Raw genomic sequence first — 26,530 nt, 5'->3', positions numbered from 1 at the left:
GTTGGCGGTATCGAGAAAGGCTCCGGTTCGACACAGAACCGGAGCCTTTCTGCATGTCGGCCGCCAGCCCGCTACCAGGCCAGCTTGCGCAGAGTTCTCAGATTGCGTGTCGTGATGACCTCGGCACCGGCGCGATACCGGGCCCGTGAGGAGATCTTCGCGAACGGGCTGTTCGTGCTCGAGCCCTTCGCGACCTCCCAATAGATGACGCCGTCGCCCAGGGCGAGTCGTTCCGATCCGGAAGCCGAGGTCGCGGCGAGCAGCCCCGCGGCGTCCTCGGCGAGCGCGGCGATGACGTCCCGGTCGGTGGCGAACGTCACGTACGCATGCCTGTCGGCCACCTCTGCGAACGGATACGCATCGATCACGGCCTGCATCTCGTCGAGACGCACAACCGCCACCTGGACCCCATAGCCGTAGCGCGCATCGATGGCGGTTTCGAGCCGTCGCCGAACCTCAGCGCGCCCGCGGGTGAGGCCCGCTGATAGTCCGCCAACGCCGCTATTGGTGTCCGGGCCAGCACCCATGTCCCCATTGTTGCCAGCGCCCGTGCCCGTCTCCTGGTCGCCATCGTCATCGTCAACCAAGACGTTGCCCGAAGCCAAGACGGCCTTCACCCGCGAAAACCCGACTTCCCGAATCGCCGCGACCAGATCGGCAGACTTGATGGTGTTGCCACCCACGTTCACGCCGCGCAACAACGCCACCCAGGTGTTCGGCATCAGTCGCCCATCCCAGCTGCTGCCGCACGCCGCCGGGTGGCCGCGGAGATCTCACGCCTGCTCCACGAAATCTCGAAAGCCGGATCGAAGCGCTTCGAGCACACCGCGCACGAGCTCTGCCGGGTCGGTTTGCGGTGGCGATATAGCGTGTGCCCGTTGGGGCAAGTGCCCACCCAGGGGGCCAATTCGTCTGCCGTCTCGCCGGAGTGCAGCCGAGAGCCCTCGTAGCCGAGGTCGGCGGCCACCGCGCGCCACTGAGGCCCGTGCCCCGCCCGCGACCCGGCCACGGCGTGCGCGACCTCGTGCAAGAGGATCTGGTGGATCTCGTCGTCGTCGTATCGGGACGCCAGATAGCGGGAGACGGTGATGCGCTTATCGGTGTAGTTGCAGAGACCCGCGCGGCGCTTGGCGTTGTCGAAGTCGAAGGACCAGGCCGCATCGAGGTGCAGAGCAATCAGGGCATCGGCCCACACGCGCACCCGGGCGAGATCAGACATGGCAAAAGGCTACCTCTCGCTTCCGACATCCGCGCATCGAGAGTGTCGAGCGATTCGGGTCATTCCGGCGACCCGGGCGTTTCGAGCACCCCGACCACCCCGAGCACCGCGTGCACCCCGAGCGCCCCGGACACCCCGAGCGCCCCGGACACCTCGATCCAGGGTCGCGGTTGGGCGGTCAGGCGCTTTCGCTGAGAAACGATTCCGTGACGGCGATGGCGATCAGCGACGGCTCGAGCTCGGCCTCGCTGGCGCCCGCCTGATTGCGCAGGAAGACGGCGGCCTTGAAGTCGGCCAGCGCGGCCGCGTACTCACCGGCGTCGAACAACACGCGCCCGCGGTGTTGCAGGGCGACCGACTCGAGGGTCGGCCAGTTCTGGGTGCGGGCATCGTCGGCGCAGAGGGTCAATTCATAGATCGCCTCGTCATAGCGCCCCAAATATTGCAGCACCTGGGTGCGCAGGATGCGGGGCAGCAACAGATCGCGACGGTTGCCGGTGAAGCGGGCGAGGCGCACGGCCTGGCTGGCGACATCCAGTGCCTCATCGAGCTGACCGGTGACCTTCAGCAGCCAGGCTCGCTCACTCAGGGCCTGCAGATTGCGCATGTCGCCGAGTTCGGCCAGACGTTCGCCGGCGGCGCGCAGGTCGACTTTTTCGCGAAGGGTGACGGCGTCCCAGCCGAGCAGGATCTTCATGGGTGCCCCCGGGTGTGACTGAAATGGCGGTGTTGCGTGCCGCTGGGTTGCGGTGTTCCGACCCTAACTCGGTGGGCGTCCAGCGCCCCGCATCCGCTCCCGCCTGTCGCTTTTGACCGACCGATTTCTCAGACGAGCGGATGTCGCGCCGCCAGGTTGCGCCCGGGCCTGTCGATGGCGGCCCGGCCCGCGGCGCGGCGATGAGGCCGACACGCCGTCTGCCACGAACCCGCCGTGATCCGAGCTGGGAAATCCCCGGTAGTCGTCGCGCCGGCCGGGAAGGCCGCTACTTCGCCAGGAAGACCGAACGGTTCGGGGGAGGCGACGGGACCGCGGTCTGGTCGGTCACGATGGGGGCGCTGCGCGTGAATTCGGCGAGTGCGGCGCCGTGTACCGCCTGCGCCGGGTGGGGGCCGCCCGCGAGCAAACGGGGGATGTAGTCGAGCGGCAACGGGTGGGCCGAGGCCACGAGCACGACGTTTCCGAAGCGGCGCCCCTTGAGCACCTGGGCCTCGGCCATCGCGGCGACGTGGGGGAGGACGGAGGCCACGGTGGCTGCTTGCCCACGCGCGAATGCCAACCCCGGGCCATCCGCGATGTTGATGGCGAGGATGCCATCGGGGGACAGCAGCTTCGCGGCCTGCGCGTAGAACTCCTGGCTCGTGACGTGGGCGGGTGTGCGCGAACCGGCGAAGATGTCGACGACCACGATGTCGGCCGTGCCGAACAGGCCGGCCGGCAGTTTCGCGAGGCTCTCGCGGGCGTCACCGTAGCGGACCTTGATGTTCGCGCGGGCGGGGAGTGGCAGGTGTTCGCGCACGAACGGCACGAGATCGGTCTCGAGTTCGAGCACCTGCTGTCGGCTGTTGGGTCGGGTCTCTGCGATGTATCTCGGCAGGGTGAGAGCGCCCGCGCCGAGGTGCACGGCCGTGATGGGGGTTCCCGGTTCGCGCAGCTCGTCGATCACGTGGCCGATGCGCTGGATGTATTCGAAGTGCAACTGCGCGGGATCGTCGAGGTTGACGTGCGATTGAGGTGTGCCGTCGACGACGAGCTGGTAGCTGCCCGGCACGAAGCGGTCGGGCTCGATGACGGCGCGGTAGCCGCTGATGCCGAGGGTGATGGCCGGGTACGTCGTCATGGTAGCGAGCCTAATCGTTTCCTCGGTGGGGTCACGTGAGCTCCCCATTGTGCGCCTCACCGGCTACATGTATCTTGATATATTGATGTTGCATAAGCCGCATCTGGCCGGGTGCGGTCAATCCGAATCTCGACCGAGGTCGACTCGGGCGTCAGTCATCCCCCGCCTTTCACGAACAAAATGGAGCACATCACATGAATTCACAGACACACCGGAGTAGTAACCGTCAGGCCGCTGCCAAGCCGGGAGCCAGCTTCCGCCGCAGCAGCCAGGTTGCGCTCGTCGGTGCCGGGGTCGTCGCGCTCGCCGCCTTGGGTTCCCTGCCCGCCTCCGCCGTCATCGCAACCGGATGGACGGGCACCACCGGCGCGAACAGCAGTCAGACTGCAAGCGTCGGCTCCACCAACATCAACATCCAGACCGAGACCCCCGCCAAGGGCAAGGGTGTTCAGATCGAGCAGGGCGGCGGGGATGTCGGCGTCCGCACCACAGACGCCGGCGAATTGGGCCTCGGCATCATCGGTATCGACGAGGCTTTCCCGTGCGCCAACGGCAAAGCCTGCGATCGCGGTGTCGTCGTGATCAAGTTCAGTAAACCCGTCACCAACCCCAAGATTCTCTTCAGTGATCTCGGTGGCGCCACCTTCGCCGTTCCCGTCGCCGGCACCGTGCTCTCGTCTGCGCGCTACACGCTCGAGACGCCCGGGGTCACGCTGTCGTCGACATCGGGCGGTCTGAACGTGACGTCCAATCAGATCAGCGCCCCTCAGAACCTCGCTTCGAGCGGCGAAGTGACGGCAACCGGCACGGTCACCGAGCTTCGTTTCAAGGTCACGATGGATTCGCGGGCATCAGGCGTCATCGGGGGAAGCTTCTGGACCAAGGTCCAGCAGGACAGCCACCGCATCAACGTCGACATCACCGACACCCCCACAGGCGCGAACGCCAACCCCGACACCGAGGGGACGAAGGATTCCAACCCGGACGGCTCGTCGAACTCGAACGCATCGCCTGACTCGAACGCGTCGCCGAAGGCGGATGCGACGCCGGACTCGAACTCGAATGCGACGCCGGACTCGAACTCGAATGCGACTCCGAACTCGAACGCGTCTAGTACGTCGCAGGGTGACGTGAACAAGAACGCTGCCGCGTCGGCGTCGGCTGACTCGAAGGCGAATGCGGCATCGCAGGCTGCGGCGCAGGCGGATGCCACCACGCAGGCTTCTGCGGCGGCGAACCCGGATGCGAGCATCGCTGCGCAGTCGGCGTCGACCACGGATGCGTCGCGTGATGCATCGAGCACGTCGAAGACCGACACGAATGCTGCGTCGATCTCGGCGTCGAAGACGTCCGCGAACGCTGACAACTCCTCGAGCACGAACGCCAAGGCGTCCGCTGCCGCGAACGGCGACAACTCGTCCGCGTCGAAGGCCGCTTCGATCGCGAACTCGTCGACGGATGCGTCGATCAACTCCAACGCGAACGCGAACTCGAACGCCTCGCCGAAGGCGGACGCGACACCGGATTCGACTTCGAACTCGAACGCGTCGCCGAAGGCGGACGCGACACCGGATTCGACTTCGAACTCGAACGCGTCGCCGAAGGCGAACGCGACTCCGGACTCGAACGCGTCCAGTACGTCCAAGGGTGACGTGAACAAGAACGCTGCCGCGTCGGCGTCGGCTGACTCGAAGGCGAATGCGGCATCGCAGGCTGCGGCGCAGGCGGATGCAACCACGCAGGCTTCTGCGGCGGCGAACCCGGATGCGAGCATCGCTGCGCAGTCGGCGTCGACCACGGATGCGTCGCGTGATGCATCGAGCACGTCGAAGACCAACGCGAATGCTGCGTCGATCTCGGCGTCGAAGACGTCCGCGAACGCTGACAACTCCTCGAGCACGAACGCCAAGGCGTCGGCTGCCGCGAACGGCGACAACTCGTCCGCGTCGAAGGCCGCTTCGATCGCGAACTCGTCGACGGATGCGTCGATCAACTCCAACGCGAACGCGAACTCGAACGCCTCGCCGAAGGCGGACGCGACACCGGATTCGACTTCGAACTCGAACGCGTCGCCGAAGGCGGACGCGACACCGGACTCGACTTCGAACTCGAACGCCTCGCCGAAGGCGGACGCGACACCGGATTCGACTTCGAACTCGAACGCGTCGCCGAAGGCGAACGCGACTCCGGACTCGAACGCGTCCAGTACGTCCAAGGGTGACGTGAACAAGAACGCTGCCGCGTCGGCGTCGGCTGACTCGAAGGCGAATGCGGCATCGCAGGCTGCGGCGCAGGCGGATGCAACCACGCAGGCTTCTGCGGCGGCGAACCCGGATGCGAGCATCGCTGCGCAGTCGGCGTCGACCACGGATGCGTCGCGTGATGCATCGAGCACGTCGAAGACCAACGCGAACGCTGCGTCGATCTCGGCGTCGAAGACGTCCGCGAACGCTGACAACTCCTCGAGCACGAACGCCAAGGCGTCGGCTGCCGCGAACGGCGACAACTCGTCCGCGTCGAAGGCCGCATCGATCGCGAACTCGTCGACGGATGCGTCGATCAACTCCAACGCGAACGCGAACTCGAACGCCTCGCCGAAGGCGGACGCGACACCGGATTCGACTTCGAACTCGAACGCGTCGCCGAAGGCGAACGCGACTCCGGACTCGAACGCGTCCAGTACGTCCAAGGGTGACGTGAACAAGAACGCTGCCGCGTCGGCGTCGGCTGACTCGAAGGCGAATGCGGCCTCCAAGGCTGCAGCGCAGGCGGATGCCACCACGCAGGCTTCTGCGGCGGCGAACCCGGATGCGAGCATCGCTGCGCAGTCGGCGTCGACCACGGACGCGTCACGTGATGCATCCAGCACGTCGAAGACCAACGCGAACGCTGCGTCGATCTCGGCATCGAAGACGTCCGCGAACGCTGACAACTCCTCGAGCACGAACGCCAAGGCGTCCGCTGCCGCGAACGGCGACAACTCGTCGGCATCGAAGGCCGCATCGATCGCGAACTCCTCGGCCGATGCATCAGGCGCCTCGAACGCCACGCCGACTGCGAATTCCTCGAGCTCGTCGAACTCGTCCAGTTCATCGAACTCCGACGTGAAAACGACCGGCTCGGCCTCGGCCTCGTCGAAGGGATCTGCTACGGCAACCGGCCTGAACTACAGCTCGCTCTCCGCGACCGGTGCGGACGATGTGAACGGCTTCACGATCACCGCCCTGTCGCTGATCACCGCGGGTGGCCTCTTCGGTCTCGTCGCGGCCTCGAAGCGTCGCCGCGCGGCCGCTCGGGCATCACAGAACTAGTTCCTCGCCATTCCGAGGGAGCGGGGCGCTCACGTTCTCAACGTGTGTGCCCCGCTTCTGTGTGAAGACCCTCGCAAAATACACTGAAATATATATACTTACATTTATACAAGTCGACCGTTGCGTCAGGAGATTCAGATGACCCGCTCCACTACCCGACCGAGGGGCCCGCTGGTGCGTGGCGTCCTGAGCCTGGGGGTGCTCTTCACCGTCTGGCACGTCTTCGCCAGTTTCCTGTGGATCGGGCCCGTCACGCCGCTGCGCGAACTCATCCCCGGCACCGTCCTGACGAGCTACATGATCCCGTGGTACGGCCAGAGCTGGAGTGTGTTCGCCCCCGAACCGATCAACGGCGACTACAACCTCAGAGTGCGCGCCCTCGTGGTGGACGAGAACGGCGAGCAGCGCGAGACGGAGTGGGTGAGTGCGACCGATGTCGAGCTCGCCATGTCTCGCCATAACCTGCTTCCACCCCGCGCGGCGGGGCTCGGAACGCACCAGTCCTCGCTCCTCAAGGGCGCCTACGACCTGCTGACGCCCGAGCAGCGCGCAACGGCCGCCCTGAACTTCTTCGACGGCGACGCCTGGCTCGGCCGCATGCAGGAGGCGATGAACACTCAGGGCACCGACGACAGCATCGTCGTCCGCTACATCGTCCAAGAGAGATATGCGGATGCCTATGCAACGCAGGTAGCGCGTGCGATCTGGGGTGACTCCGTCGTCCGGGTGCAATACCAATCCAGTCGCCAGAACATCATTCCGTTCTCCGAGCGCAACAACCCGGAAGCGCAGAGACCCGGCGAACAGATCGCCCCGACCGGATGGCGGGGCCTCATCACGATGCCCGGCCAGTCCGGTGACGCCTTCGCCGATGTGTTCCGTGCCGGATACGAGAGGCTCGAAAAATGACCACGACCGACCGGGGCGCACGCGCGCCAGAAGCGCCGTCCGACGTATCCGACGTGTCTGACGTGTCTGACGTGTCCAACGGATCCGACGGGACCATCGAGTCCGCCGGGTCCGACTCCGCAGCCGACACTCGCCCCTCGCCCGTGTCCGAGACCGCGCCTGCACCTGCCTCCGCACCGTCACCTGCAACGCCCGCTCAGGTCCACGCAGGCGCCCGCCGCCGTCTTCCCCTGAGGCAGGCGTGGCGCACGTTCCGCTCGCTGCTCCACGACGGCATCCGCGGGTTCGGCGCACTGGTCAGCCGGCTCTTCGGCCTCGGCGAGGACTGGCTCCTCGATCGCAAGCGGGCCTCCTACGGTCTCGCAATCACCCGGATGCTGCTCGGCCTGACCATTCTCGGCACGCTCGTCTCGAACTTCACTACCCGTCTCTATACGTTCGGCGGGGGCGCCGCCTGGACGGGGCAGCTCGACTATCCGACCAGCGAGTTCGCGCGGCTCTGGCCCTTCAACATCTTCCCCAGCATCGCGGCGAACGACTTCGCATTCACCGAGCTCTATCTCCTGCTCGGCGTCTGCGCGGTCCTCTTCACCATCGGCTATCGCACACGCATCGTGATGATCCCTCTATTCATCCTGTGGGTGGGTTTCGTCGAGATCAACGAGTACGTCAGCGACCAGAGTGACAATCTCACGCGGATGGCTCTCATCGCGATCTTCTTCGCCTCGCCGGCGGAACGATGGTCGTTGGATGCTCGCCGCCGACGTCGCAATGCCGGACGCTCCGGCATCTGGCCACTCAGGCTCTGGCGCTTCCAGCGGGTCCTCCCGGAATGGTCGACGAACCTGTCGCACAACCTGGCCATCATCGTGCTCGCGTGCCAGGTGTCCTTCATCTACGTCTCGGGCGGACTCTACAAGGCGGGCGGCGAGCCGTGGTCGGGCGGTTGGGCGATCTACGACCCGATCCACGTCGCTCAGTTCGGCACGTGGCCCGAGCTGTCGTCGCTCGTGACGACCTGGGCGCCGGGCGTGGCGTTCGCCACCATCCTGACCCTGCTCGTGCAGGTCTCGTTCCCGCTCCTCTTACTGCGGCGCGGCACCCGCATCTTCGCGCTCGTCGTCATGCTCAGCTTCCACATCGGCATCGCCGTTCTGATGGGACTGCCCTGGTTCTCCCTCGCCATGATCGCCATCGACTCCATCTTCATTCGGGATGTCACGTGGCGCCATATGTCGCAGGGGCTGCGTCGCGCCTGGCTGCGGTCGGACCCTCAGTCAGGTCGTATACAGGAGAAATGAAATCGGGTCAAGGAAGTAACTGGACACGGCGCGTCGGAGGGCATACACTTGACCTTTGCGCTCTTAGACATCCCTCTGCCTTCATATTGCGGTCGGCTTTCGGGCTCGGGCATCATGTCCGGCCGGCTTTATCGCGGGGTCTACGAGTTCTCCATTACTAACAGTAACTTGACCCGACGGGGTCCACGGAGGTTATTTCCTTGGCTGCTGCGCGCAACGCATCCACCAACTCACCCAAGAACGGCCGCGGGGCTTCCCGTCTGTCGTTCGCTAAAATCACCGACACGCTGACGGTTCCGGATCTGCTCGCTTTGCAGACCGAGTCGTTCGACTGGCTGGTGGGCAACGACGTGTGGAAGGCACGCGTCGAAGAAGCCACCGCGCAGGGTCGCACCGACCTCGCGAGCCACTCGGGTCTCGAAGAGATCTTTGAAGAGATCTCTCCGATCGAAGACCTCGGCGAGACCATGCAGCTGTCGTTCGCCAACCCCTACCTCGAGCCCGAGAAGTACTCGATCGACGAGTGCAAGGAGCGTGGCAAGACCTACGCTGCTCCTCTCTATGTCGAGGCCGAGTTCATGAACCACCTCACGGGTGAGATCAAGACTCAGACGGTCTTCATGGGCGACTTCCCGCTCATGACCGAGCGCGGCACGTTCATCATCAACGGCACCGAGCGCGTCGTCGTCTCGCAGCTCGTCCGCTCGCCGGGCGTGTACTTCGAGCGTCAGCAGGAGAAGACGTCCGACAAGGACATCTACTCGGCTCGCGTCATCCCGAGCCGTGGTGCCTGGCTCGAGTTCGAGATCGACAAGCGCGACCAGGTCGGCGTCCGCATCGACCGCAAGCGCAAGCAGTCGGTCACGGTGTTCCTCAAGGCTCTCGGTCTGACGACCGAAGAGATCATGGAGGAGTTCAAGGGCTTCGAGTCCATCGAGCTCACCCTCGAGAAGGACACGATCCTCACCAAGGAAGATGCCCTCCGCGACATCTACCGCAAGCTCCGTCCGGGCGAGCAGGTCGCTGCCGAGGCTGCGCGCGCGCTGCTCGACAACTTCTACTTCAACCCGAAGCGTTACGACCTGGCCAAGGTGGGTCGTTACAAGATCAACCGCAAGCTCGGCATCGATGCGCCGCTCAGCGACTCGGTCCTGACCGTCGAAGACATCGTCGCGACGATCAAGTACCTGGTGCGCCTGCACAGCAACGAGACCACCTACTCCGGTGTGCGCGATGGCAAGGGCGTCGACATCCGTCTCGACGTCGACGACATCGACCACTTCGGCAACCGTCGCATCCGCGCCGTGGGTGAGCTCATCCAGAATCAGGTGCGCACCGGCCTCAGCCGCATGGAGCGCGTCGTCCGCGAGCGTATGACCACGCAGGACATCGAGGCGATCACGCCGCAGACCCTGATCAACGTGCGCCCCGTCGTCGCCGCGATCAAGGAGTTCTTCGGAACGTCGCAGCTGTCGCAGTTCATGGACCAGAACAACCCGCTCGCCGGTCTGACGCACAAGCGTCGTCTCTCCGCGCTGGGCCCCGGTGGTCTGTCCCGTGAGCGCGCCGGCGTCGAGGTGCGAGACGTTCACCCGTCCCACTACGGCCGCATGTGCCCCATCGAAACCCCTGAAGGCCCCAACATCGGTCTGATCGGTTCGCTCGCCTCCTTCGCACGCATCAACGCGTTCGGGTTCATCGAGACCCCGTACCGCCGCGTCGTCGACGGTGAAGTCACCACCAACATCGATTACCTCACGGCGAGCGAAGAGGACGACTTCATCGTCGCCCAGGCCAACGCTCCTCTGACGAAGGACGCGCGCTTCGCTGAAGACCGCGTTCTCGCTCGGAAGAAGGGTGGCGAGGTCGACCTCGTTCCCGCCGAAGAAATCGGTTACATGGATGTCTCGCCGCGCCAGATGGTGTCGGTCGCGACCTCGCTCATCCCCTTCCTCGAGCACGACGATGCGAACCGCGCCCTCATGGGTGCCAACATGCAGCGTCAGGCTGTCCCGCTGCTGCGCAGCGAGTCGCCGCTCGTCGGAACCGGTATGGAGGGCTACGCCGCTATCGACGCCGGAGACGTCGTCACCGCGCAGAAGTCGGGCGTCGTGTCCGAGGTCTCCGCCGATGTCGTCACCGTGCAGCTCGACGAGGGTGGAACGCAGGAGTACTACCTGCGCAAGTTCGACCGCTCCAACCAGGGCACCAGCTACAACAACCGCGTTGTCGTCACCGAGGGTGACCGCATCGAGGCCGGCGAGGTCATCGCCGACGGCCCCGCCACCGAGAACGGTGAACTGGCCCTCGGAAAGAACCTCCTCGTCGCCTTCATGACGTGGGAAGGTCACAACTTCGAAGACGCGATCATCCTGAGCCAGAACCTGGTGAAGGACGACGTGCTCTCCTCGATCCACATCGAGGAGTACGAGGTCGACGCCCGCGACACGAAGCTCGGCAAGGAAGAGATCACGCGTGACCTTCCCAACGTGAGCCCCGACCTGCTGAAGGACCTCGACGAGCGCGGAATCATCCGCATCGGCGCCGAGGTTCGCCCCGGCGACATCCTGGTCGGCAAGGTCACGCCCAAGGGTGAGACCGAGCTGAGCGCCGAAGAGCGACTGCTGCGCGCGATCTTCAACGAGAAGAGCCGCGAAGTCCGCGACACGAGCCTCAAGGTTCCCCACGGTGAGCGCGGCACGATCATCGCGGTCAAGGAGTTCAACTCCGAAGACGGCGACGACGAGCTGGGTTCGGGCGTCAACCGTCGTGTGGTCGTCTACATCGCCCAGAAGCGCAAGATCACCGAGGGCGACAAGCTCGCCGGCCGTCACGGCAACAAGGGTGTCATCGCCAAGATCCTGCCGGTCGAGGACATGCCGTTCCTCGCCGACGGAACTCCGGTCGACATCATCCTGAACCCGCTGGGTATCCCCGGTCGAATGAACTTCGGCCAGGTGCTCGAGACCCACCTCGGTTGGGTCGCCAAGCAGGGTTGGGATGTCGAGGGTTCGCCCGCCTGGGCGAAGAAGTTGCCGAAGGAAGCGCACAGCGCGGCCCCCGGCACCAAGGTTGCGACCCCCGTGTTCGACGGTGCCTTCGAGGAAGAGATCGCCGGTCTGCTCGACTCGACGACCCTCACCCGCGATGGTGAGCGCCTGATCGACTCGACCGGAAAGACGCGTCTGTTCGACGGCCGCTCCGGAGAGCCCTTCCCCGCCCCGATCTCGGTCGGCTACATGTACATCTTGAAGCTCCACCACCTGGTAGACGACAAGATCCACGCCCGTTCCACCGGTCCGTACTCCATGATCACGCAGCAGCCGCTGGGTGGTAAGGCGCAGTTCGGTGGACAGCGATTCGGTGAGATGGAGGTGTGGGCGCTCGAAGCATACGGTGCCGCCTACGCTCTGCAGGAACTCCTGACCATCAAGTCCGACGACATCCTCGGCCGCGTGAAGGTGTACGAAGCCATCGTCAAGGGTGAGAACATCCAGGAGCCGGGTATCCCCGAATCCTTCAAGGTGCTCATCAAGGAAATGCAGTCGCTCTGCTTGAACGTCGAGGTCCTCTCGGCTGACGGCACCGCGGTCAGCCTGCGCGACACCGACGACGACGCATTCCGCGCCGCCGAAGAGCTCGGCATCAACATTTCCTCCCGGTTCGAGTCCTCGTCAATCGACGAGATCTAGACCAGGCCCCTGTAAAGAACTCACGAGTTTTCCTAAGTAGGAGAGAAATTGCTCGACGTAACCACTTTTGACGAGCTTCGCATTGGCCTGGCTACCGCTGACGACATCCGTCGTTGGTCGTACGGTGAGGTCAAGAAGCCCGAAACCATCAACTACCGCACCCTGAAGCCCGAGAAGGACGGTCTGTTCGGCGAACAGATCTTCGGACCGTCGCGTGACTGGGAATGTTCCTGTGGCAAGTACAAGCGTGTCCGCTTCAAGGGCATCGTCTGTGAGCGCTGCGGTGTCGAGGTCACGAAGTCGTCTGTGCGCCGTGAGCGCATGGGCCACATCGAACTCGCCGCCCCCGTCACTCACATCTGGTACTTCAAGGGCGTCCCGTCTCGCCTCGGTTACCTGCTCGACATGGCGCCGAAGGACCTCGAAAAGGTCATCTACTTCGCCGCCTACATGGTGATCGACGTCGACGACGAGGCCCGCCACGCTGACATGCCCGGTCTGGAGAACGAGCTCCGTCTCGAGATCAAGACCCTGGGTGACCAGCGCGACAGCCGCATCGCCGACCGTCTGAAGAAGCTCGAAGACGACCTCGCGGCCCTCGAGGCCGAAGGCGCCAAGAGCGACCAGAAGCGTCGCACCAAGGATGCCGCCGAGAAGGAGATGAGCCAGACCCGCAAGTCGTACGACGAGCAGATCGCTCACCTCGAGCGCGTCTGGGACGACTTCCGCAACCTGAAGGTCGGCGACCTGAAGCCGGAAGACGCCGTGTTCCACGAGCTGCAGGACCGCTTCGGCCTGTACTTCGACGCCTACATGGGCGCCGAGGCCATCAAGAAGCGCCTCCTCTCGTTCGACCTCGTGGCCGAAGCCGAGCTGCTGCACCTGCAGATCGCCGAGGGCAAGGGTCAGAAGAAGATCCGCGCCATCAAGCGCCTGCGCGTCGTCAACTCGTTCGTGCAGACCGGCAACTCGCCGGCCGCCATGGTGCTCGACGTGGTCCCCGTGATCCCGCCCGAGCTGCGCCCCATGGTCCAGCTCGACGGTGGCCGCTTCGCCACGTCCGACCTCAACGACCTCTACCGTCGTGTGATCAACCGCAACAACCGTCTGCGTCGTCTGCTCGACCTCGGTGCCCCCGAGATCATCGTCAACAACGAGAAGCGCATGCTTCAGGAGGCTGTTGACGCGCTGTTCGACAACGGTCGTCGTGGCCGCCCCGTCACCGGAACTGGCAACCGTGCCCTCAAGTCCCTCAGCGACATGCTGAAGGGTAAGCAGGGTCGTTTCCGCCAGAACCTGCTGGGTAAGCGTGTCGACTACTCGGGTCGTTCGGTCATCATCGTCGGCCCGCAGCTGAAGCTGCACCAGTGTGGTCTGCCCAAGCAGATGGCCCTGGAGCTCTTCAAGCCGTTCGTCATCAAGCGCCTGATCGACCTGAGCCACGCTCAGAACATCAAGGCGGCAAAGCGTATGGTCGAGCGCTCGCGCGCCGAGGTGTGGGATGTCTTGGAAGAGATCATCCGCGAACGCCCCGTGCTGCTGAACCGCGCGCCCACGCTGCACCGTCTCGGCATCCAGGCGTTCGAGCCTCAGCTCGTCGAGGGTAAGGCCATCCAGCTGCACCCGCTCGTGTGTGCTGCGTTCAACGCAGACTTCGACGGCGACCAGATGGCTGTCCACCTCCCGCTGTCGGTCGAGGCCCAGGCCGAAGCGCGCATCCTGATGCTCGCCTCGAACAACATCCTGAAGCCCTCCGACGGCCGCCCGGTCACCCTGCCCTCGCAGGACATGATCATCGGTCTGCACCACCTCACCACCCTCAAGTCGGGTGTCGAGGGCGAAGGCCGCGCGTTCTCCTCCGTCGCAGAAGCGATTCTCGCGAAGGACCAGGGCTCGCTCGACCTCAACGCCAAGGTGCGCATCCGTCTCGAAGGCGTGCACTTCGCCGAAGGACAGACGCCCGAAGACTTCGACGAGAGCAAGCCGTACCTGCTCGAGACGACGCTCGGTCGGGCGCTCTTCAACGAGGCTCTGCCTTACGACTACCCCTACATCGAAGACGTCGCCGACAAGGGACGCCTCTCGACGCTGGTCAACGACCTCGCCGAGCGGTACCCCAAGACGGTCGTCGCTGCCACCCTCGACAACATCAAGGACGCCGGTTTCCACTGGGCGACCCGAAGTGGTGTCACGGTCGCTCTCTCCGACATCCTCACTCCGCCGAACAAGCGCGAGATCGTGGGTGCCTACGAGAAGCAGGCCGCCAAGGTGCAGTCGCAGTTCGAGAAGGGTCTGATCACCGACTCCGAGCGTCGTCAGGAACTCATCCAGATCTGGACCGAGGCAACCGACAAGGTCGCCGAGGCCATGCGTGCGAACTTCCCCGAAGACAACACCATCAACCGCATGGTGTCGTCGGGTGCACGTGGTAACTGGCTGCAGATCCGCAACATCGCCGGTATGCGAGGCCTGGTGAACAACCCGAAGGGTGAGATCATCCCTCGCCCGATCATCTCGTCCTACCGCGAGGGCCTGTCCGTGGCCGAGTACTTCATCGCCACGCACGGTGCCCGTAAGGGTCTGGCCGACACGGCGCTTCGTACCGCCGACTCGGGTTACCTGACGCGTCGACTCGTCGACGTCTCGCAGGACGTCATCATCCGCGACGAGGACTGTGGCACCACCAAGGGCCTCACCCTCACCATCGCAGCCAAGGATGCCGACGGCACCCTGGTGCGCGACGCCAACGTCGAGAACTCCGTGTTCGCTCGTTCGCTCGCCGCCGAGGCCGTCGACCCCCAGGGCACCGTGGTGGCCGAAGCCGGAGACGACGTCGGAGACGTTCTCATCGACAAGCTCGTTGCTGCTGGCGTCGAGACGATCAAGGTCCGCTCCGTGCTGACCTGTGAGTCCAGCGTCGGTGTCTGCGCCGCCTGCTACGGCCGTTCGCTGGCCACCGGCAAGCTCGTCGACATCGGTGAAGCCGTCGGTATCATCGCGGCCCAGTCGATCGGTGAGCCCGGAACGCAGCTCACGATGCGTACCTTCCACACCGGTGGTTCCGCGTCGGCAGACGACATCACGCAGGGTCTTCCCCGCGTGCAGGAGCTGTTCGAAGCCCGTACCCCGAAGGGTGCGACCCCGATCGCCGAGGCGCCGGGACGCATCACCATCGAGGAGACGGACAAGAGCCGCAAGGTCATCCTGACGCCCGACAACGGCGACGAAGCAGTGATCTACCCGGTGCTGAAGCGTGCAACCCTCCTCGTCGAGGACGGCCAGCACGTGGAGCTCGGTCAGCCGCTGCACATCGGTGCCGTCGACCCGAAGGAAGTCCTGCGCGTGCAGGGCGTCCGCGAAGTGCAGAAGCACCTCGTCGGTGGCGTGCAGGGTGTCTACCGCTCGCAGGGTGTCCCCATCCACGACAAGCACATCGAGGTCATCGTTCGTCAGATGCTCCGCAAGGTGACTGTCGTCGATCACGGTGACACCGACCTGCTGCCCGGTGAGCTCGTCGACCGCATGAAGTACAACGAGCTGAACCGTGCCGCTCTCACCGAGGGCAAGCGCACGGCCTCGGCCCGTCAGGAAGTCATGGGAATCACCAAGGCGTCGCTGGCCACCGAATCGTGGTTGAGCGCGGCTTCCTTCCAGGAGACCACGCGTGTTCTCACGCAGGCCGCCATGGAAGGCAAGTCCGACCCGCTGGTCGGCCTCAAGGAGAACGTCATCATCGGTAAGCTCATCCCCGCCGGAACGGGACTCGCGAAGTACCGCGACGTCACCGTCGAGGCGACGGAAGAGGCGAAGGCGGAGCGTTACCCGAACCGCATCTTCGCGTCCGATGGCGCGTTCGATGAAGCGGACCTCGGATTCGTCGACTTCGACACCTTCTCGAGCGACGACTTCACTCCCGGCACCTACAACTAAGCAGCATCCAACGCCCGGCTTCGGCTGAGTGTGTGAAGAGGGCCCCGGCATCTGCCGGGGCCCTCTTTTCGTGCGTTACGAGACCGTTATGGCGGCATGCTCCTGCGCGAATATGCGGGCTGACATGATGTGGGAACACGCAGTGAGCGTGATGTGCCAGGGGAGCAAAAGTGAGCAACGATGACGGCCGAACCGAGCTGTTCGACAACGATCGCAGCGGGGGTGAGGACGGCGCGGCCGACAGCCTGACCGCGCCCCGAAAGAGCCGCACCGGATGGATCGTCGGCGGCGTGCTCGCGGCAGTCGTCATCGTCGGTGGGATCGTGACCGCCTCACTCCTCGGTGCATCGAATAGCGGCGGTGACGCCGGCGGCGCGGACACGCGGAGCCCCGTGGCAACGGAGAGGCCCGCGACGCCCGACGCGTCGCAGACACCCGGGCCGGCTGCATCCGCTCAACCGACCGATGACGCGAGCGGTGTCGTGGACCAGGTGGCTCTGCCGACCGACTGCGAGGCCATCTACACCCCGCAGCAGTGGAGCGAACTCTCGAACGCGACCGACCTGCCGTTCAATCATCCAGGCGTCGTGTCGAACGATCGCTTGACGATGTACGACGACGTCAACGCGCTTCTGTTGGCCCACGACAAACTCGCGTGCTCGTGGGGCGGACCGAGCGAATACGGCATCATCACCTGGGTGACCGAGGTGACACCCGAAGAGAGCGCCGAGGCAGTGCGCGCGCTCGAGGCAAACGGGAACGACTGCGGTGAGCAGTTGGGCGGCATCCGGTGCACGTTCGAGTTCGCCGAGGACGACGCCGGCACGGGTGTCGCCGGCTACTCCCACGTTCTCCGCGGCAACCTGTGGATCGCCACGCACTGGGTCAACGTGGCACCCAAGAACTACAGCGAGGGCATCGTCGAGACGCTGTTCTCGTAACGAGCGACGTGGCCCGGGCGGAACGACCCGCGGGTCGCGGCCCAGTTCGGCTGGGTAAGGTGAAGGCATCGTGAACCGAGGAGATCGACCATGACCGCAGACAGTGCTGCCCCCACGCCGAACGACCGCGTGCGCCGCCGCAACATCACGCTCGCCATCGCCGCGGGCCTCGTGTTGATCGTCGTGCTCGTGGCCGGTGTGCTGGTCGGTGTGCAGGGTCTCGGCGGTGCCAACGCCGGCGGGTCGGATTGGGGATCGGGGGGTTCGGGCTCCGGTTCGGGTGGTTCGAGCGAGACGGCCCGGCCGCAGCCCAGTGAGACGGCTGCCGCGGCGCCCGTGATCACCGGACCGAACCCGCAGAGCTGCGACCAGGTCTACAGCAAGCGCATGTTCGCCACGCTCGAGAAGGGCGGCCCTCTCAACGACGAGACCATCGCCGAGGAGCCCGCGAGCACGACTCCCGCCGTGGCGGCGCTGCTCGCCGATCTACCCGGCCTGCGCTGCAGCTGGGGCCAGGCGGGCGAATTCGCCATCATCACCGAGGTCAAGCAAGTCACGGCCGAGCAGTCCGCCGCGGCTCTGGCAGCCCTGCGGGCGGCCGACTTTTCCTGCTACGCCGAAGCGGGCGGCACGCGTTGCGTCGTGCAGGACGACTCCGAGGGTGGATCGTCGGGGCAGTCGCACTTCTTGCGGGAGAATGTCTGGCTCGCGACCGACTGGCTCAACTGGCCGCAGGCCGGATACACCGCCGATATGGTCCGCACACTCTGGGGCTGAAAAAAGTCGCGCTGCCCAGGAATGGGCGGGGGAGTGCGTGCGTTGCAGCACGAGGTCGAGCTTTCCGAGCCGGTCGTGCCGAGGCCTGGTGCGACGACGCGGCGGGGGCTGCCGTAACACCGCGACATCGAGTCGCGGGGGCGGTTCGGGCCACGTAACTTGTGCTGAGGCATCCGCTGGTCGTTGCGGGTGCGAACGAGAGGAAACATCCCCATGTCGTCACGTCGTATTTTCGCCGCAGTGGCCGCCGGTGCGCTCGCCCTCGGGCTGAGCGCGTGCTCGTCGGGTGGAGCCGACTCGGGTTCGGGCAGCACCGCCCCCACAAGCCTCGAGCAGATCAAGGATGCCGGCACGATCGTCGTCGGAACCGAGGGCACCTACCGCCCCTTCAGCTACCACGAGGGCGGCGCGGGCGACCTCACGGGCTACGACGTCGAGGTCGTGACGGCCGTTGCCGACAAGCTGGGCGTCGACGTGAAGTTCGAAGAGACCCAGTGGGACGGCATCTTCGCCGGCCTCGAGGCGGGCCGCTTCGACATCATCGCGAACCAGGTGTCGATCAACGACGAGCGCGAAGAGAAGTACACCATGACCGAGCCCTACACGATCTCGCCCGGCGTGGTCATCGTGGCCAAGGACAACACCGACATCTCGTCGCTCGATGACCTGTCGGGCAAGACCACGGCGCAGTCGCTCACGAGCAACTGGCACGATGTGGCCACCGCGGCGGGCGCCAATGTCGAAGACGTCGAGGGATGGGCGCAGGCCGTCGAGCTGCTGCAGCAGGGCCGCGTCGACGCCACCGTCAACGACAAGCTGACCTACCTCGACTACCTGAAGCAGCAGCCGGATGCCGGCATCAAGGTCGCCGCCGAGCTCGACGACGTGTCGCGCAACGCCTTCGCCCTGAAGAAGGGCAGTGACGACCTGGCTGACGCCATCAACAAGGCCCTCGACGACCTGCGCGCCGACGGTACGCTCGCCGAGATCTCGGAGAAGTACTTCGGCAGCGACGTCAGCCAGTAAGCACGGACGGCGCCGCTGCGGGTTCTGAACAGGCGGCGGCGGGCTGATTCATCCACAGGGTCGACAACCCGGGTGCGATGAGCAGGCGCGACTGCGAGGATGGACCGATCGGGGCAATCCGCCCCGTGTGATCAACGAGCGAGAGACGAGAGGCGAGGCATCCGATGGACAATCTCGAGCTCTTCTGGACCTCGCTCTGGCCCATCGTGTCGGGCGCCATCATGGGCACCATCCCGCTCGCGCTCGTGTCATTCGTCGTCGGTCTCGTGCTGGCGCTGGCCGTGGCACTCATGCGGCTGTCGAAGAACCGTCTGCTCTCGGGCATTGCGCGTGTCTACATCTCGATCATCCGCGGCACGCCGCTCCTCGTGCAGCTGTTCGTGATCTTCTACGGCCTGCCCACGATCGGCATCAAGCTCGACCCGTGGCCGAGCGCCATCATCGCGTTCTCGCTCAACGTGGGCGGCTATGCGGCCGAGGTCATCCGCGCGGCGATCCTGTCGGTGCCCAAGGGGCAGTGGGAGGCCGGGTACATGCTCGGCATGTCGCCCGCCAAGACCCTGCGTCGCGTGATCCTGCCGCAGGCCGCGCGCGTGTCGGTGCCGCCGCTGTCGAACACCTTCATCAGCCTCGTGAAGGACACCTCGCTCGCCTCGCTGATCCTCGTGACCGAGCTGTTCCGTCAGGCGCAGCGCATCGCCGCGTTCAGCCAGGAGTTCATGCTGCTCTACCTCGAAGCGGCCCTCGTCTACTGGATCATCTGCATGGCCCTGTCGACCGGCCAGAACGTTCTCGAGAAGAGGTTGGACCGCTATGTCGCACACTGAGCCGACCGGGCGCCCCGGGCAGCTGCGCCAGCCACTCTTGCGGGTCACGGGTCTCGAGAAGCGCTTCGGCGAGAACCGCGTGCTGCGCGGCGTCGACCTCGATGTCGCGCGTGGCCAGGTGCTGGCGCTCATCGGTCCGTCAGGCTCGGGCAAGACAACTCTCTTGCGATCGCTCAACGGCCTCGAGCGGCCCGAGGCCGGTGTGCTCGAGATCGGTTCAGACGTGCGCGTCGACTTCGCCGACCGCGACATCCGGCAGGGTGTCCTGGCCGCGCGCAACCGCACCTCGATGGTCTTCCAGCACTACAACCTCTTCCCCCACCGCACCGTGCTCGAGAACGTGATCGAGGGCCCCGTGCAGGTGCAGCGGATGTCGAAGCAACAGGCCACGGCCGAAGCCCTCGTCCTGCTCGAGCGCGTGGGCCTGGCGGACAAACGCGACTCCTACCCGTTCGAACTCTCGGGCGGGCAACAGCAGCGCGTCGGAATCGTGCGCGCCCTCGCCATGAAACCCGATCTTCTGCTCTTCGACGAGCCCACCTCGGCGCTCGACCCCGAGCTCGTGGGCGAGGTGCTCGCCGTCATCGCCGAGCTCGCGTCCGAGGGCTGGACGATGGTCGTCGTCACGCACGAGCTCGCCTTCGCTCGGGAGGTCGCCGACGAGGTCGTCTTCCTCGACGGCGGCGTGATCGTGGAGCGTGGGGCGCCGAAACAGGTGTTCCAGTCGCCGCGGGAAGAGCGCACCAAGCAGTTCCTGCGCCGCATCCTGCACCCCTTCGGGAGCGACGACACGGTCGCCGACGCATAAATCGCCTCGCGGCGCCACCTCGTGCGAGCCGTTGGAACCCCGCAGTAGAGTGGGCGCCACGCGGGCCCGGCCCGGAACAGCGAGGAGCACGACATGGCGACGAACGAGCACGACGAGCGCGACGGCCAGGACGGCCGCAACGGCCACGACAGCCGCGACCTGAACGGTGAGCAGCAGGCCGACGCGACGCAGCCGGCGCCGGGCGAAGAGTACGTCGTCGACTACGACGCCGTTCCCGCCGAAGAGGACCGCACTGTTCGCGAATCCGAGATGTACGACCCCGCGGTCGACGGGAACGCCGCAACGGGTCACGACGCCGCGCACACCGACTCGGCGACGGCCGCGACCGGCCACGACACCGAGGCGCCGCACACCGACTCCGCCGGAACGTCTGCCGCCGAGCGCACGACAGACGAACGCGTCCGCGACGAAGACACGCGCGACCACACCTTCGCTCCGGCCGCAGCCGGCGTCGCCGGAACGGCGGGTGCCGCATCCGTCGCCGCCGCGCGCCACGACGACTCGCGCGGTGACCGCGCGGAAGACGCCGACCGCGCCGCGAACACAGCGAACACAGCGAACACGACGAACACCGCGAACACCGCTGCCGCCGCCCACACCGACGGCGACCTCACCGATCGCGAGCGCGCCGCCATCCGCGATGAGCGCGGCACCACGACGGCGACCCCGACCGCGACGACGACCGAGACCGCGCACACCGTCAACGACGAAGAGCGCCGCTCCATCCAGGTGCAGGCACCGACCACGCCCGTGAAGCGCAGCAACCGCGGCTTCGGCATCGGCGTGATGCTGCTGTCGAGCCTCGTCTTCGCCGCCATCTACGGCGCGATCATCTACCTCGTCACCTTCTACTTCCTCGACCCGTCCGTCGACGACGGCACGCAGGGCGTCCTCCAGGCCCTCGGAACCCCGGTCTTCTGGGTTCCTGTTGTCGTCTACCTGGTGGCCTGCATCCTCTGGGTTCTCATCGTGAACCGGGCCGGCGGATGGCTGCACGTGCTCTTCGGCCTCATCGTCGGTGTGCTGGCCTACGCCAGCGTCGTCGCCGTGCTGTCGGTCACGGCATCCCTCGCCGAATCGCGCCCCGAGGACTTCGCGGACTTCGTCTTCCGCTCGCTCATCGACTCCCGCGCGCTGCTCGCGTTCATCGTCGCTCGTGAGCTGCCCATCTGGTTCGGCGCCTGGATCGGCCGCCGCGGCCGCAAGCTGCGCGAGCAGCACGCCGAGGCGCGCCGCGTCTATGACGACGAGGTGGCGTCACAGAGCGACCGCTCACAGGTAGGGTAAGACCGTCCCGGGGTGAGACGTGCCGCCGGGCCTGCCCGGTGAAAGGTTCGACACCCCATGCGACTGAAGCTCACACTTGCGCGATCCTCGGGCAGCACTGAAGACATCGTCGTCACGACCGATGCCGCCGCCACCATCGCCGAGGTGGCGGCGACGATCGCCCGCGTCGACCCGGCATCGCCGTTCCAGCCCGACGGCAACCCGGGGGCTGACGCACCAGCCGCGGCTCCGGCATCCCCTCTGTCGAATGACGCGTTGCCCGACCTCACGCTGCAGGCCGCCCTGCCCGGGCACAGCGAATGGCTCACGCTGCCGCCCGACGCCCCCGTCGGCGAGGCCTGGATCGGTTCGGGCGCCACGGTCGCGCTGACCGAGGCCGGCCGCTACTTCTCGCCCGCCAAGACGGGCAACGCGCCCACGCTCGCCACGCTCGAGATCCTGACCGGCTCGGAGAAGGGCCGCACGCTGTCGCTCAGCGAGGGCAGCGTGACGATCGGCCGCGAAGACGTGTGCGACATCGTGCTCGACGACCGCATGGTCTCGAAGAAGCACGTGCGGCTCGAGGTGGGCGACGGCGTGGACGTCATCGACCTGGGTTCGGCGAACGGCGTCGAGGTGGATGGCGGCATCGTCACACGCCTGCACGTGCGCGACGTCGACACCATCCTGCTCGGCGAGACCGAGCTGCGCATCCGGGTGCACGAATCCGTGGCGGGTGCCGGTGCGCCCAAGGCCGGGCCCATCTTCTTCAACCGGTCGCCCCGTGTCGAGCGCCGCTATGCGGGCCAGGAGTTCGCGGCCCCCGAGGTGCCCGCCGAGAAGGAGAACCAGCCGTTCCCCCTGCTCGCCATGCTCACGCCCATGCTGCTCGGCGGGGCCATGTTCCTCATCACGAAGAACCCCATCTCGCTGCTCTTCGTCGCCATGACGCCCATGATGCTCATCGGCAACTTCCTCACCACGCGCACGCGCGACAAGCGCCGCCTGAAAAAGGCCATCGCGCAATTCGACACGCACCTCGAAGACCTCGACGAGCGGTTGCAACGCGAGGCCATCACCGAGCGCGAGGTGCGGCTCGCCGAGGCCCCGTCGACGGGTGAGGCGCTCGAGCAGGCCATGCGCCGCGGGCCCGCGCTCTGGACCCGTCGCCCCGAGCACTGGGCCTTCCTCAACGTGCGGCTCGGCGTGGGCTCGATGCGCTCGCGCAACACCATCAAGACGAGCGAGCGCGGCGACCTGCTGCCCAAGTTCCAGGAGCGCCTCGACGCGCTCATCGAGAAGACCGCGTTCGTGCCGGGCGTGCCGCTCATCGACAACCTCTACGACTCCGGCGCGCTGGGCGTTGCCGGCAAGGGCGCCGCCGCCGCGGGGGCGCTCAACAGCATCCTCGTGCAGCTCACGGCCCTGCACTCGCCCGGCGAGATGGCGGTCGCGGCCCTCGTGAGCCCGGCCTGGTCCGAACGCCTCACCTGGCTCAAGTGGATGCCGCACACCTCGTCGCCGCAGAGCCCGATCGAGGGCATCCACCTCGCCGACGGCGCCTCCAGCGCCGCCGCCCTCCTCTCGGAGCTCGAGGGGCTCGTGCAGCAGCGCTCGGCCGATAAGCGCAAGGCCGCAAAGCGTGGCGCCCTGCGCGTCGACCGGGCCGCCATCGAACGCGGCGCGGATGTCGGCGAAGGCCAAGACGTCGGCGTGGACGCGCCCCTGCCCGCCGTTGTCGTCATCATCTCGGACGACGTGTCGGTCGACCGCGCGCGGCTCGTGCAGCTCGCCGAGCAGGCCGCGGATGTCGGCATCTACCCGATCTGGGTCGCGAACGACGTGCCCGCGCTGCCGGCCGTCTGCCGCACCTACCTGTCCCTGCCGAACGGTGACGAGAACGCCGTCGTCGGCCTCGTGCGTCTCGGCGAGACCATCGACGACGCCGTGACCGAGCTGATCGACGAGACGGTCGCGCTCGATTATGCAAAGCGCCTCGCATCCGTCATCGATGCGGGTGCCATCGCGGCCGACTCGAGCGACCTGCCGCGTTCGGTCTCGATGGTGAGCCTGCTCGGCCACGAGCTCGTCGAGCAGAGCGACGCCGTGATCGACCGGTGGCGCCAGAACAACTCGATCCACGATCGCCGCCCCGGTGTCGAGCCGAAGAAGCGCCGAGCGGGCAAGCTGCGCGCCACGGTCGGATCGGCCGGCGTCGAGGCCATGCACCTCGACCTGCGCACGCAGGGCCCGCACGCGCTCGTGGGTGGAACGACCGGTGCCGGCAAGAGCGAGTTCCTGCAGGCCTGGGTGCTCGGCATGGCCGCCGAGTACAGCCCCGACCGCGTCACGTTCCTCTTCGTCGACTACAAGGGTGGTTCGGCCTTCGCCGATTGCGTCACGTTGCCGCACTGCGTCGGTCTCGTGACCGACCTGAGCCCGCACCTCGTGCGCCGCGCCCTGACCAGCCTGCGCGCCGAACTGCACTTCCGCGAGCACCTGCTCAACCGCAAGAAGGCGAAAGACCTGCTCGAGTTGGAGAAGCGGGGCGACCCCGACAGCCCGCCGGCCCTCGTGCTCGTGATCGACGAGTTCGCCGCCCTCGTGGGCGAGGTGCCCGAGTTCGTCGACGGTGTCGTGGACATCGCCCAGCGCGGCCGTTCGCTCGGCATCCACCTCATCATGGCCACGCAGCGGCCCGCCGGCGTGATCAAGGACAACCTGCGTGCCAACACCAACCTCCGCGTGGCCCTGCGCATGGCCGACGAGAGCGACAGCCAGGATGTCGTCGGCGTGAAAGACGCCGCGCACTTCGACCCGGCGATCCCGGGCCGCGGCCTCGCCAAGACGGGCCCCGGCCGTCTGCGCACCTTCCAGTCGGGCTATGCGGGCGGCTGGACGGCGCGCGAACCGGAGCGCCCCGGCATCGACGTCTCCGAGCTGCGCTTCGGCGCCGAGAACCGCTGGGAGGAGGCGCGACGCACCGACGTCGACGAGAACCGCGACCTCGGGCCGACCGATCAGCAGCGACTGGTCACCTCGATCATCCAGGCCTCGTCGTCCGCCGCCATCCCCGCCCCTCGCCGCCCCTGGCTCGATGAGCTCGCGAAGGTGTACGACCTCGGCAAGCTGCGGCAGCGGAGCGACGCCGAACTGCTTCTCGGTGTGACCGATCTGCCCGACACCCAGCAGCAGAAGCCCGCCTACTTCCGACCCGACCTCGACGGCCACCTCGTGGTCTATGGCACGGGTGGATCGGGCAAGAGCACGGTTCTGCGCACCATCGCCACGGCCGCGGCCATCACGCCGCGCGGCGGACCCGTCGAGGTCTACGGCCTCGACTTCGGTGCCGGCAGCCTGCGCATGCTCGAGACGCTGCCCCACGTGGGCTCGATCATCAACGGCGACGACAACGAGCGCGTCGTGCGACTCATGCGCTACCTCAAGCAGCAGCTCGAGTCGCGCGCACCCCGCTTCGCCGAGGCCAATGCGGCGTCGATCGTCGACTACCGGCGGTTGGCGAACAAACCCGAGGAGCCGCGCATCCTGTTGCTCATCGACGGGTTCCCCGCGTTCCGGGCCGACTACGAGGTTCCCTCGGGTCGCACGCAGTGGTACGGGGTGTTCCAGGACATCATCGCCGACGGTCGTCAGCTCGGCATCCACGTGGCGTTCACGGCCGACCGCCCGGGTTCCGTTCCCGGCTCGGTGTCGTCGAGCGTGCAGGGTCGCGTCGTGCTGAGACTCGCGGATGACGGGGGCTACGGTCTGCTCGATGTGCCCAACGACATCCTGAGCGCCGCGTCACCGGCCGGTCGCGCCATCGTGGAGGGCGAGGAGACCCAGATCGCGGTGCTCGGCGGAACCCCCGTGCTGGCCGAACAGTCGCAGGCCACCGCGGCCCTCGCCGCCGCCATGACGCGCGCGGGGGTCGCACCCGTGCCGCCCGTGCGCTCCCTTCCGCGCGAATACCCGGTCGACGACCTGCCGGCCACGGTCAACGGGCTGCCCGTCGTGGGCATCGGCGACGAGAACCTCGGACCGGTGGGGCTCGAAGCCGCCGGAACGTTCCTCGTGTCGGGCCCGCCCGCCTCCGGTCGGTCGAACGCCCTGCGCGCGCTCGCCGCCACCCTGCGACGCGCGAGCGATGAGACCCGCCTCTACTACGTCGGCAACAAGCGCTCGCCGCTCGCCAGCGATCCCGCGTTCGTCGCCACGGCGACGACCATCGAGCAGGCCGCCGAGCTGGCGAAGGATCTGAGCGCCGCCATGTCCGACGAGGACACCGAGGGCCGCATCGTCGTCATCATCGAGCAGCTCGGCGACTTCTTGCAGACGGCCGCCGACAACCCGCTCGTCGACATGATCCGCACGGCCAAGCGCAGCGACCACCTCGTGATCGGCGAGGCGGAGTCGAGTTCGTGGACCAGCTCGTGGCCGCTGCTCGGCGAATTCAAGAACGCGCGCCGGGGCCTGCTGCTGCAGCCCGAGACCATGGACGGCGAAGTCATCGTGAAGACATCCCTGCCCCGGATGACGCGCGCCGAGTTCCCCGAAGGCCGCGGCGTCATGGTGGCGTCGGGCAAGTTCCAACGCGTGCAGATGCCGCTGGCCTAGGCCGTATGGCGGAGCGGGAGGTGCATGGGGAGTGCTCCCCATCGACG

Annotated in this window: 17 protein-coding genes; 12 read left to right on the top strand and 5 right to left on the bottom strand. The window is 66.5% G+C overall.

Going from position 1 to position 26,530, the window contains the following annotated elements; translation table 11 throughout:
• Window positions 1–71: 71 nt before the first annotated feature.
• The 5 genes from ACUWEX_RS12290 to ACUWEX_RS12270 form a co-directional block, all read right to left on the bottom strand.
• Window positions 72–722 carry a DUF1697 domain-containing protein gene (locus tag ACUWEX_RS12290; protein WP_079728017.1) on the bottom strand — a complete coding sequence of 217 codons (651 nt, stop codon included), beginning with the start codon at window positions 720–722 and terminating at the stop codon, window positions 72–74.
• Window positions 722–1,219, bottom strand: a complete 498-nt coding sequence (locus ACUWEX_RS12285) for a SprT-like domain-containing protein (RefSeq protein WP_079728018.1) — start codon at window positions 1,217–1,219, stop codon at window positions 722–724. Before ACUWEX_RS12285 ends, ACUWEX_RS12290 begins: the two co-directional genes overlap by 1 nt.
• Before the next feature lie 178 nt (window positions 1,220–1,397).
• Window positions 1,398–1,916, bottom strand: coding sequence for a hypothetical protein (locus tag ACUWEX_RS12280; RefSeq protein WP_200811538.1), 519 nt, complete (start codon window positions 1,914–1,916; stop codon window positions 1,398–1,400).
• Between the two features lie 286 nt (window positions 1,917–2,202).
• Window positions 2,203–3,057 (bottom strand): spermidine synthase, encoded by an 855-nt coding sequence (locus ACUWEX_RS12275; protein ID WP_445996417.1) that lies wholly within the window; start codon window positions 3,055–3,057, stop codon window positions 2,203–2,205.
• 766 nt (window positions 3,058–3,823) lie between these two features.
• Entirely contained in the window at window positions 3,824–6,037 is a 2,214-nt protein-coding gene (locus ACUWEX_RS12270) for a hypothetical protein (RefSeq protein ID WP_445996416.1), read from the bottom strand.
• Between the two features lie 124 nt (window positions 6,038–6,161).
• Between ACUWEX_RS12270 and ACUWEX_RS12265 the strand changes: the two genes are divergently transcribed.
• The 12 genes from ACUWEX_RS12265 to ACUWEX_RS12210 all read left to right on the top strand — a co-directional run bounded on the left by ACUWEX_RS12265 (window position 6,162) and on the right by ACUWEX_RS12210 (window position 26,483).
• Window positions 6,162–6,368, top strand: coding sequence for a hypothetical protein (locus ACUWEX_RS12265; protein ID WP_445996415.1), 207 nt, complete (start codon window positions 6,162–6,164; stop codon window positions 6,366–6,368).
• 138 nt (window positions 6,369–6,506) lie between these two features.
• Window positions 6,507–7,277: a DUF5819 family protein gene (locus tag ACUWEX_RS12260; protein WP_079728021.1), complete on the top strand. Its 771-nt coding sequence runs from the start codon at window positions 6,507–6,509 to the stop codon at window positions 7,275–7,277.
• Window positions 7,274–8,578, top strand: coding sequence for an HTTM domain-containing protein (locus ACUWEX_RS12255; RefSeq protein WP_445996414.1), 1,305 nt, complete (start codon window positions 7,274–7,276; stop codon window positions 8,576–8,578). The genes ACUWEX_RS12260 and ACUWEX_RS12255 overlap by 4 nt, the downstream gene beginning before the upstream one ends.
• A gap of 200 nt (window positions 8,579–8,778) precedes the next feature.
• The gene (gene rpoB, locus ACUWEX_RS12250; protein ID WP_079728023.1) at window positions 8,779–12,270 is read left to right on the top strand and encodes a DNA-directed RNA polymerase subunit beta; all 3,492 of its coding nucleotides are present in this window, start codon (window positions 8,779–8,781) and stop codon (window positions 12,268–12,270) included.
• Between the two features lie 48 nt (window positions 12,271–12,318).
• On the top strand, window positions 12,319–16,200 hold the full coding sequence (locus tag ACUWEX_RS12245) for a DNA-directed RNA polymerase subunit beta' (protein WP_077055055.1): 3,882 nt from the start codon (window positions 12,319–12,321) through the stop codon (window positions 16,198–16,200).
• 170 nt (window positions 16,201–16,370) lie between these two features.
• A complete protein-coding gene (locus ACUWEX_RS12240) occupies window positions 16,371–17,141 on the top strand; it encodes a hypothetical protein (RefSeq protein WP_445996413.1) in 771 nt (256 codons plus the stop codon).
• Between the two features lie 90 nt (window positions 17,142–17,231).
• Entirely contained in the window at window positions 17,232–17,918 is a 687-nt protein-coding gene (locus ACUWEX_RS12235) for a hypothetical protein (protein WP_445996412.1), read from the top strand.
• A 213-nt stretch (window positions 17,919–18,131) separates the two neighbouring features.
• Window positions 18,132–18,944 carry an amino acid ABC transporter substrate-binding protein gene (locus ACUWEX_RS12230; RefSeq protein ID WP_079728026.1) on the top strand — a complete coding sequence of 271 codons (813 nt, stop codon included), beginning with the start codon at window positions 18,132–18,134 and terminating at the stop codon, window positions 18,942–18,944.
• A gap of 164 nt (window positions 18,945–19,108) precedes the next feature.
• Window positions 19,109–19,771, top strand: a complete 663-nt coding sequence (locus ACUWEX_RS12225; RefSeq protein WP_079728027.1) for an amino acid ABC transporter permease — start codon at window positions 19,109–19,111, stop codon at window positions 19,769–19,771.
• The gene (locus ACUWEX_RS12220) at window positions 19,758–20,579 is read left to right on the top strand and encodes an amino acid ABC transporter ATP-binding protein (RefSeq protein ID WP_445996411.1); all 822 of its coding nucleotides are present in this window, start codon (window positions 19,758–19,760) and stop codon (window positions 20,577–20,579) included. Before ACUWEX_RS12225 ends, ACUWEX_RS12220 begins: the two co-directional genes overlap by 14 nt.
• 93 nt (window positions 20,580–20,672) lie before the next feature.
• Entirely contained in the window at window positions 20,673–21,887 is a 1,215-nt protein-coding gene (locus ACUWEX_RS12215) for a hypothetical protein (protein ID WP_445996410.1), read from the top strand.
• A 57-nt stretch (window positions 21,888–21,944) separates the two neighbouring features.
• Window positions 21,945–26,483, top strand: coding sequence for an FtsK/SpoIIIE domain-containing protein (locus tag ACUWEX_RS12210; protein WP_445996409.1), 4,539 nt, complete (start codon window positions 21,945–21,947; stop codon window positions 26,481–26,483).
• The last annotated feature ends 47 nt before the right edge of the window (window positions 26,484–26,530 follow it).

This window comes from Okibacterium fritillariae, from assembly GCF_052783725.1.
This window is presented reverse-complemented; position numbering and strand designations above follow the sequence as displayed.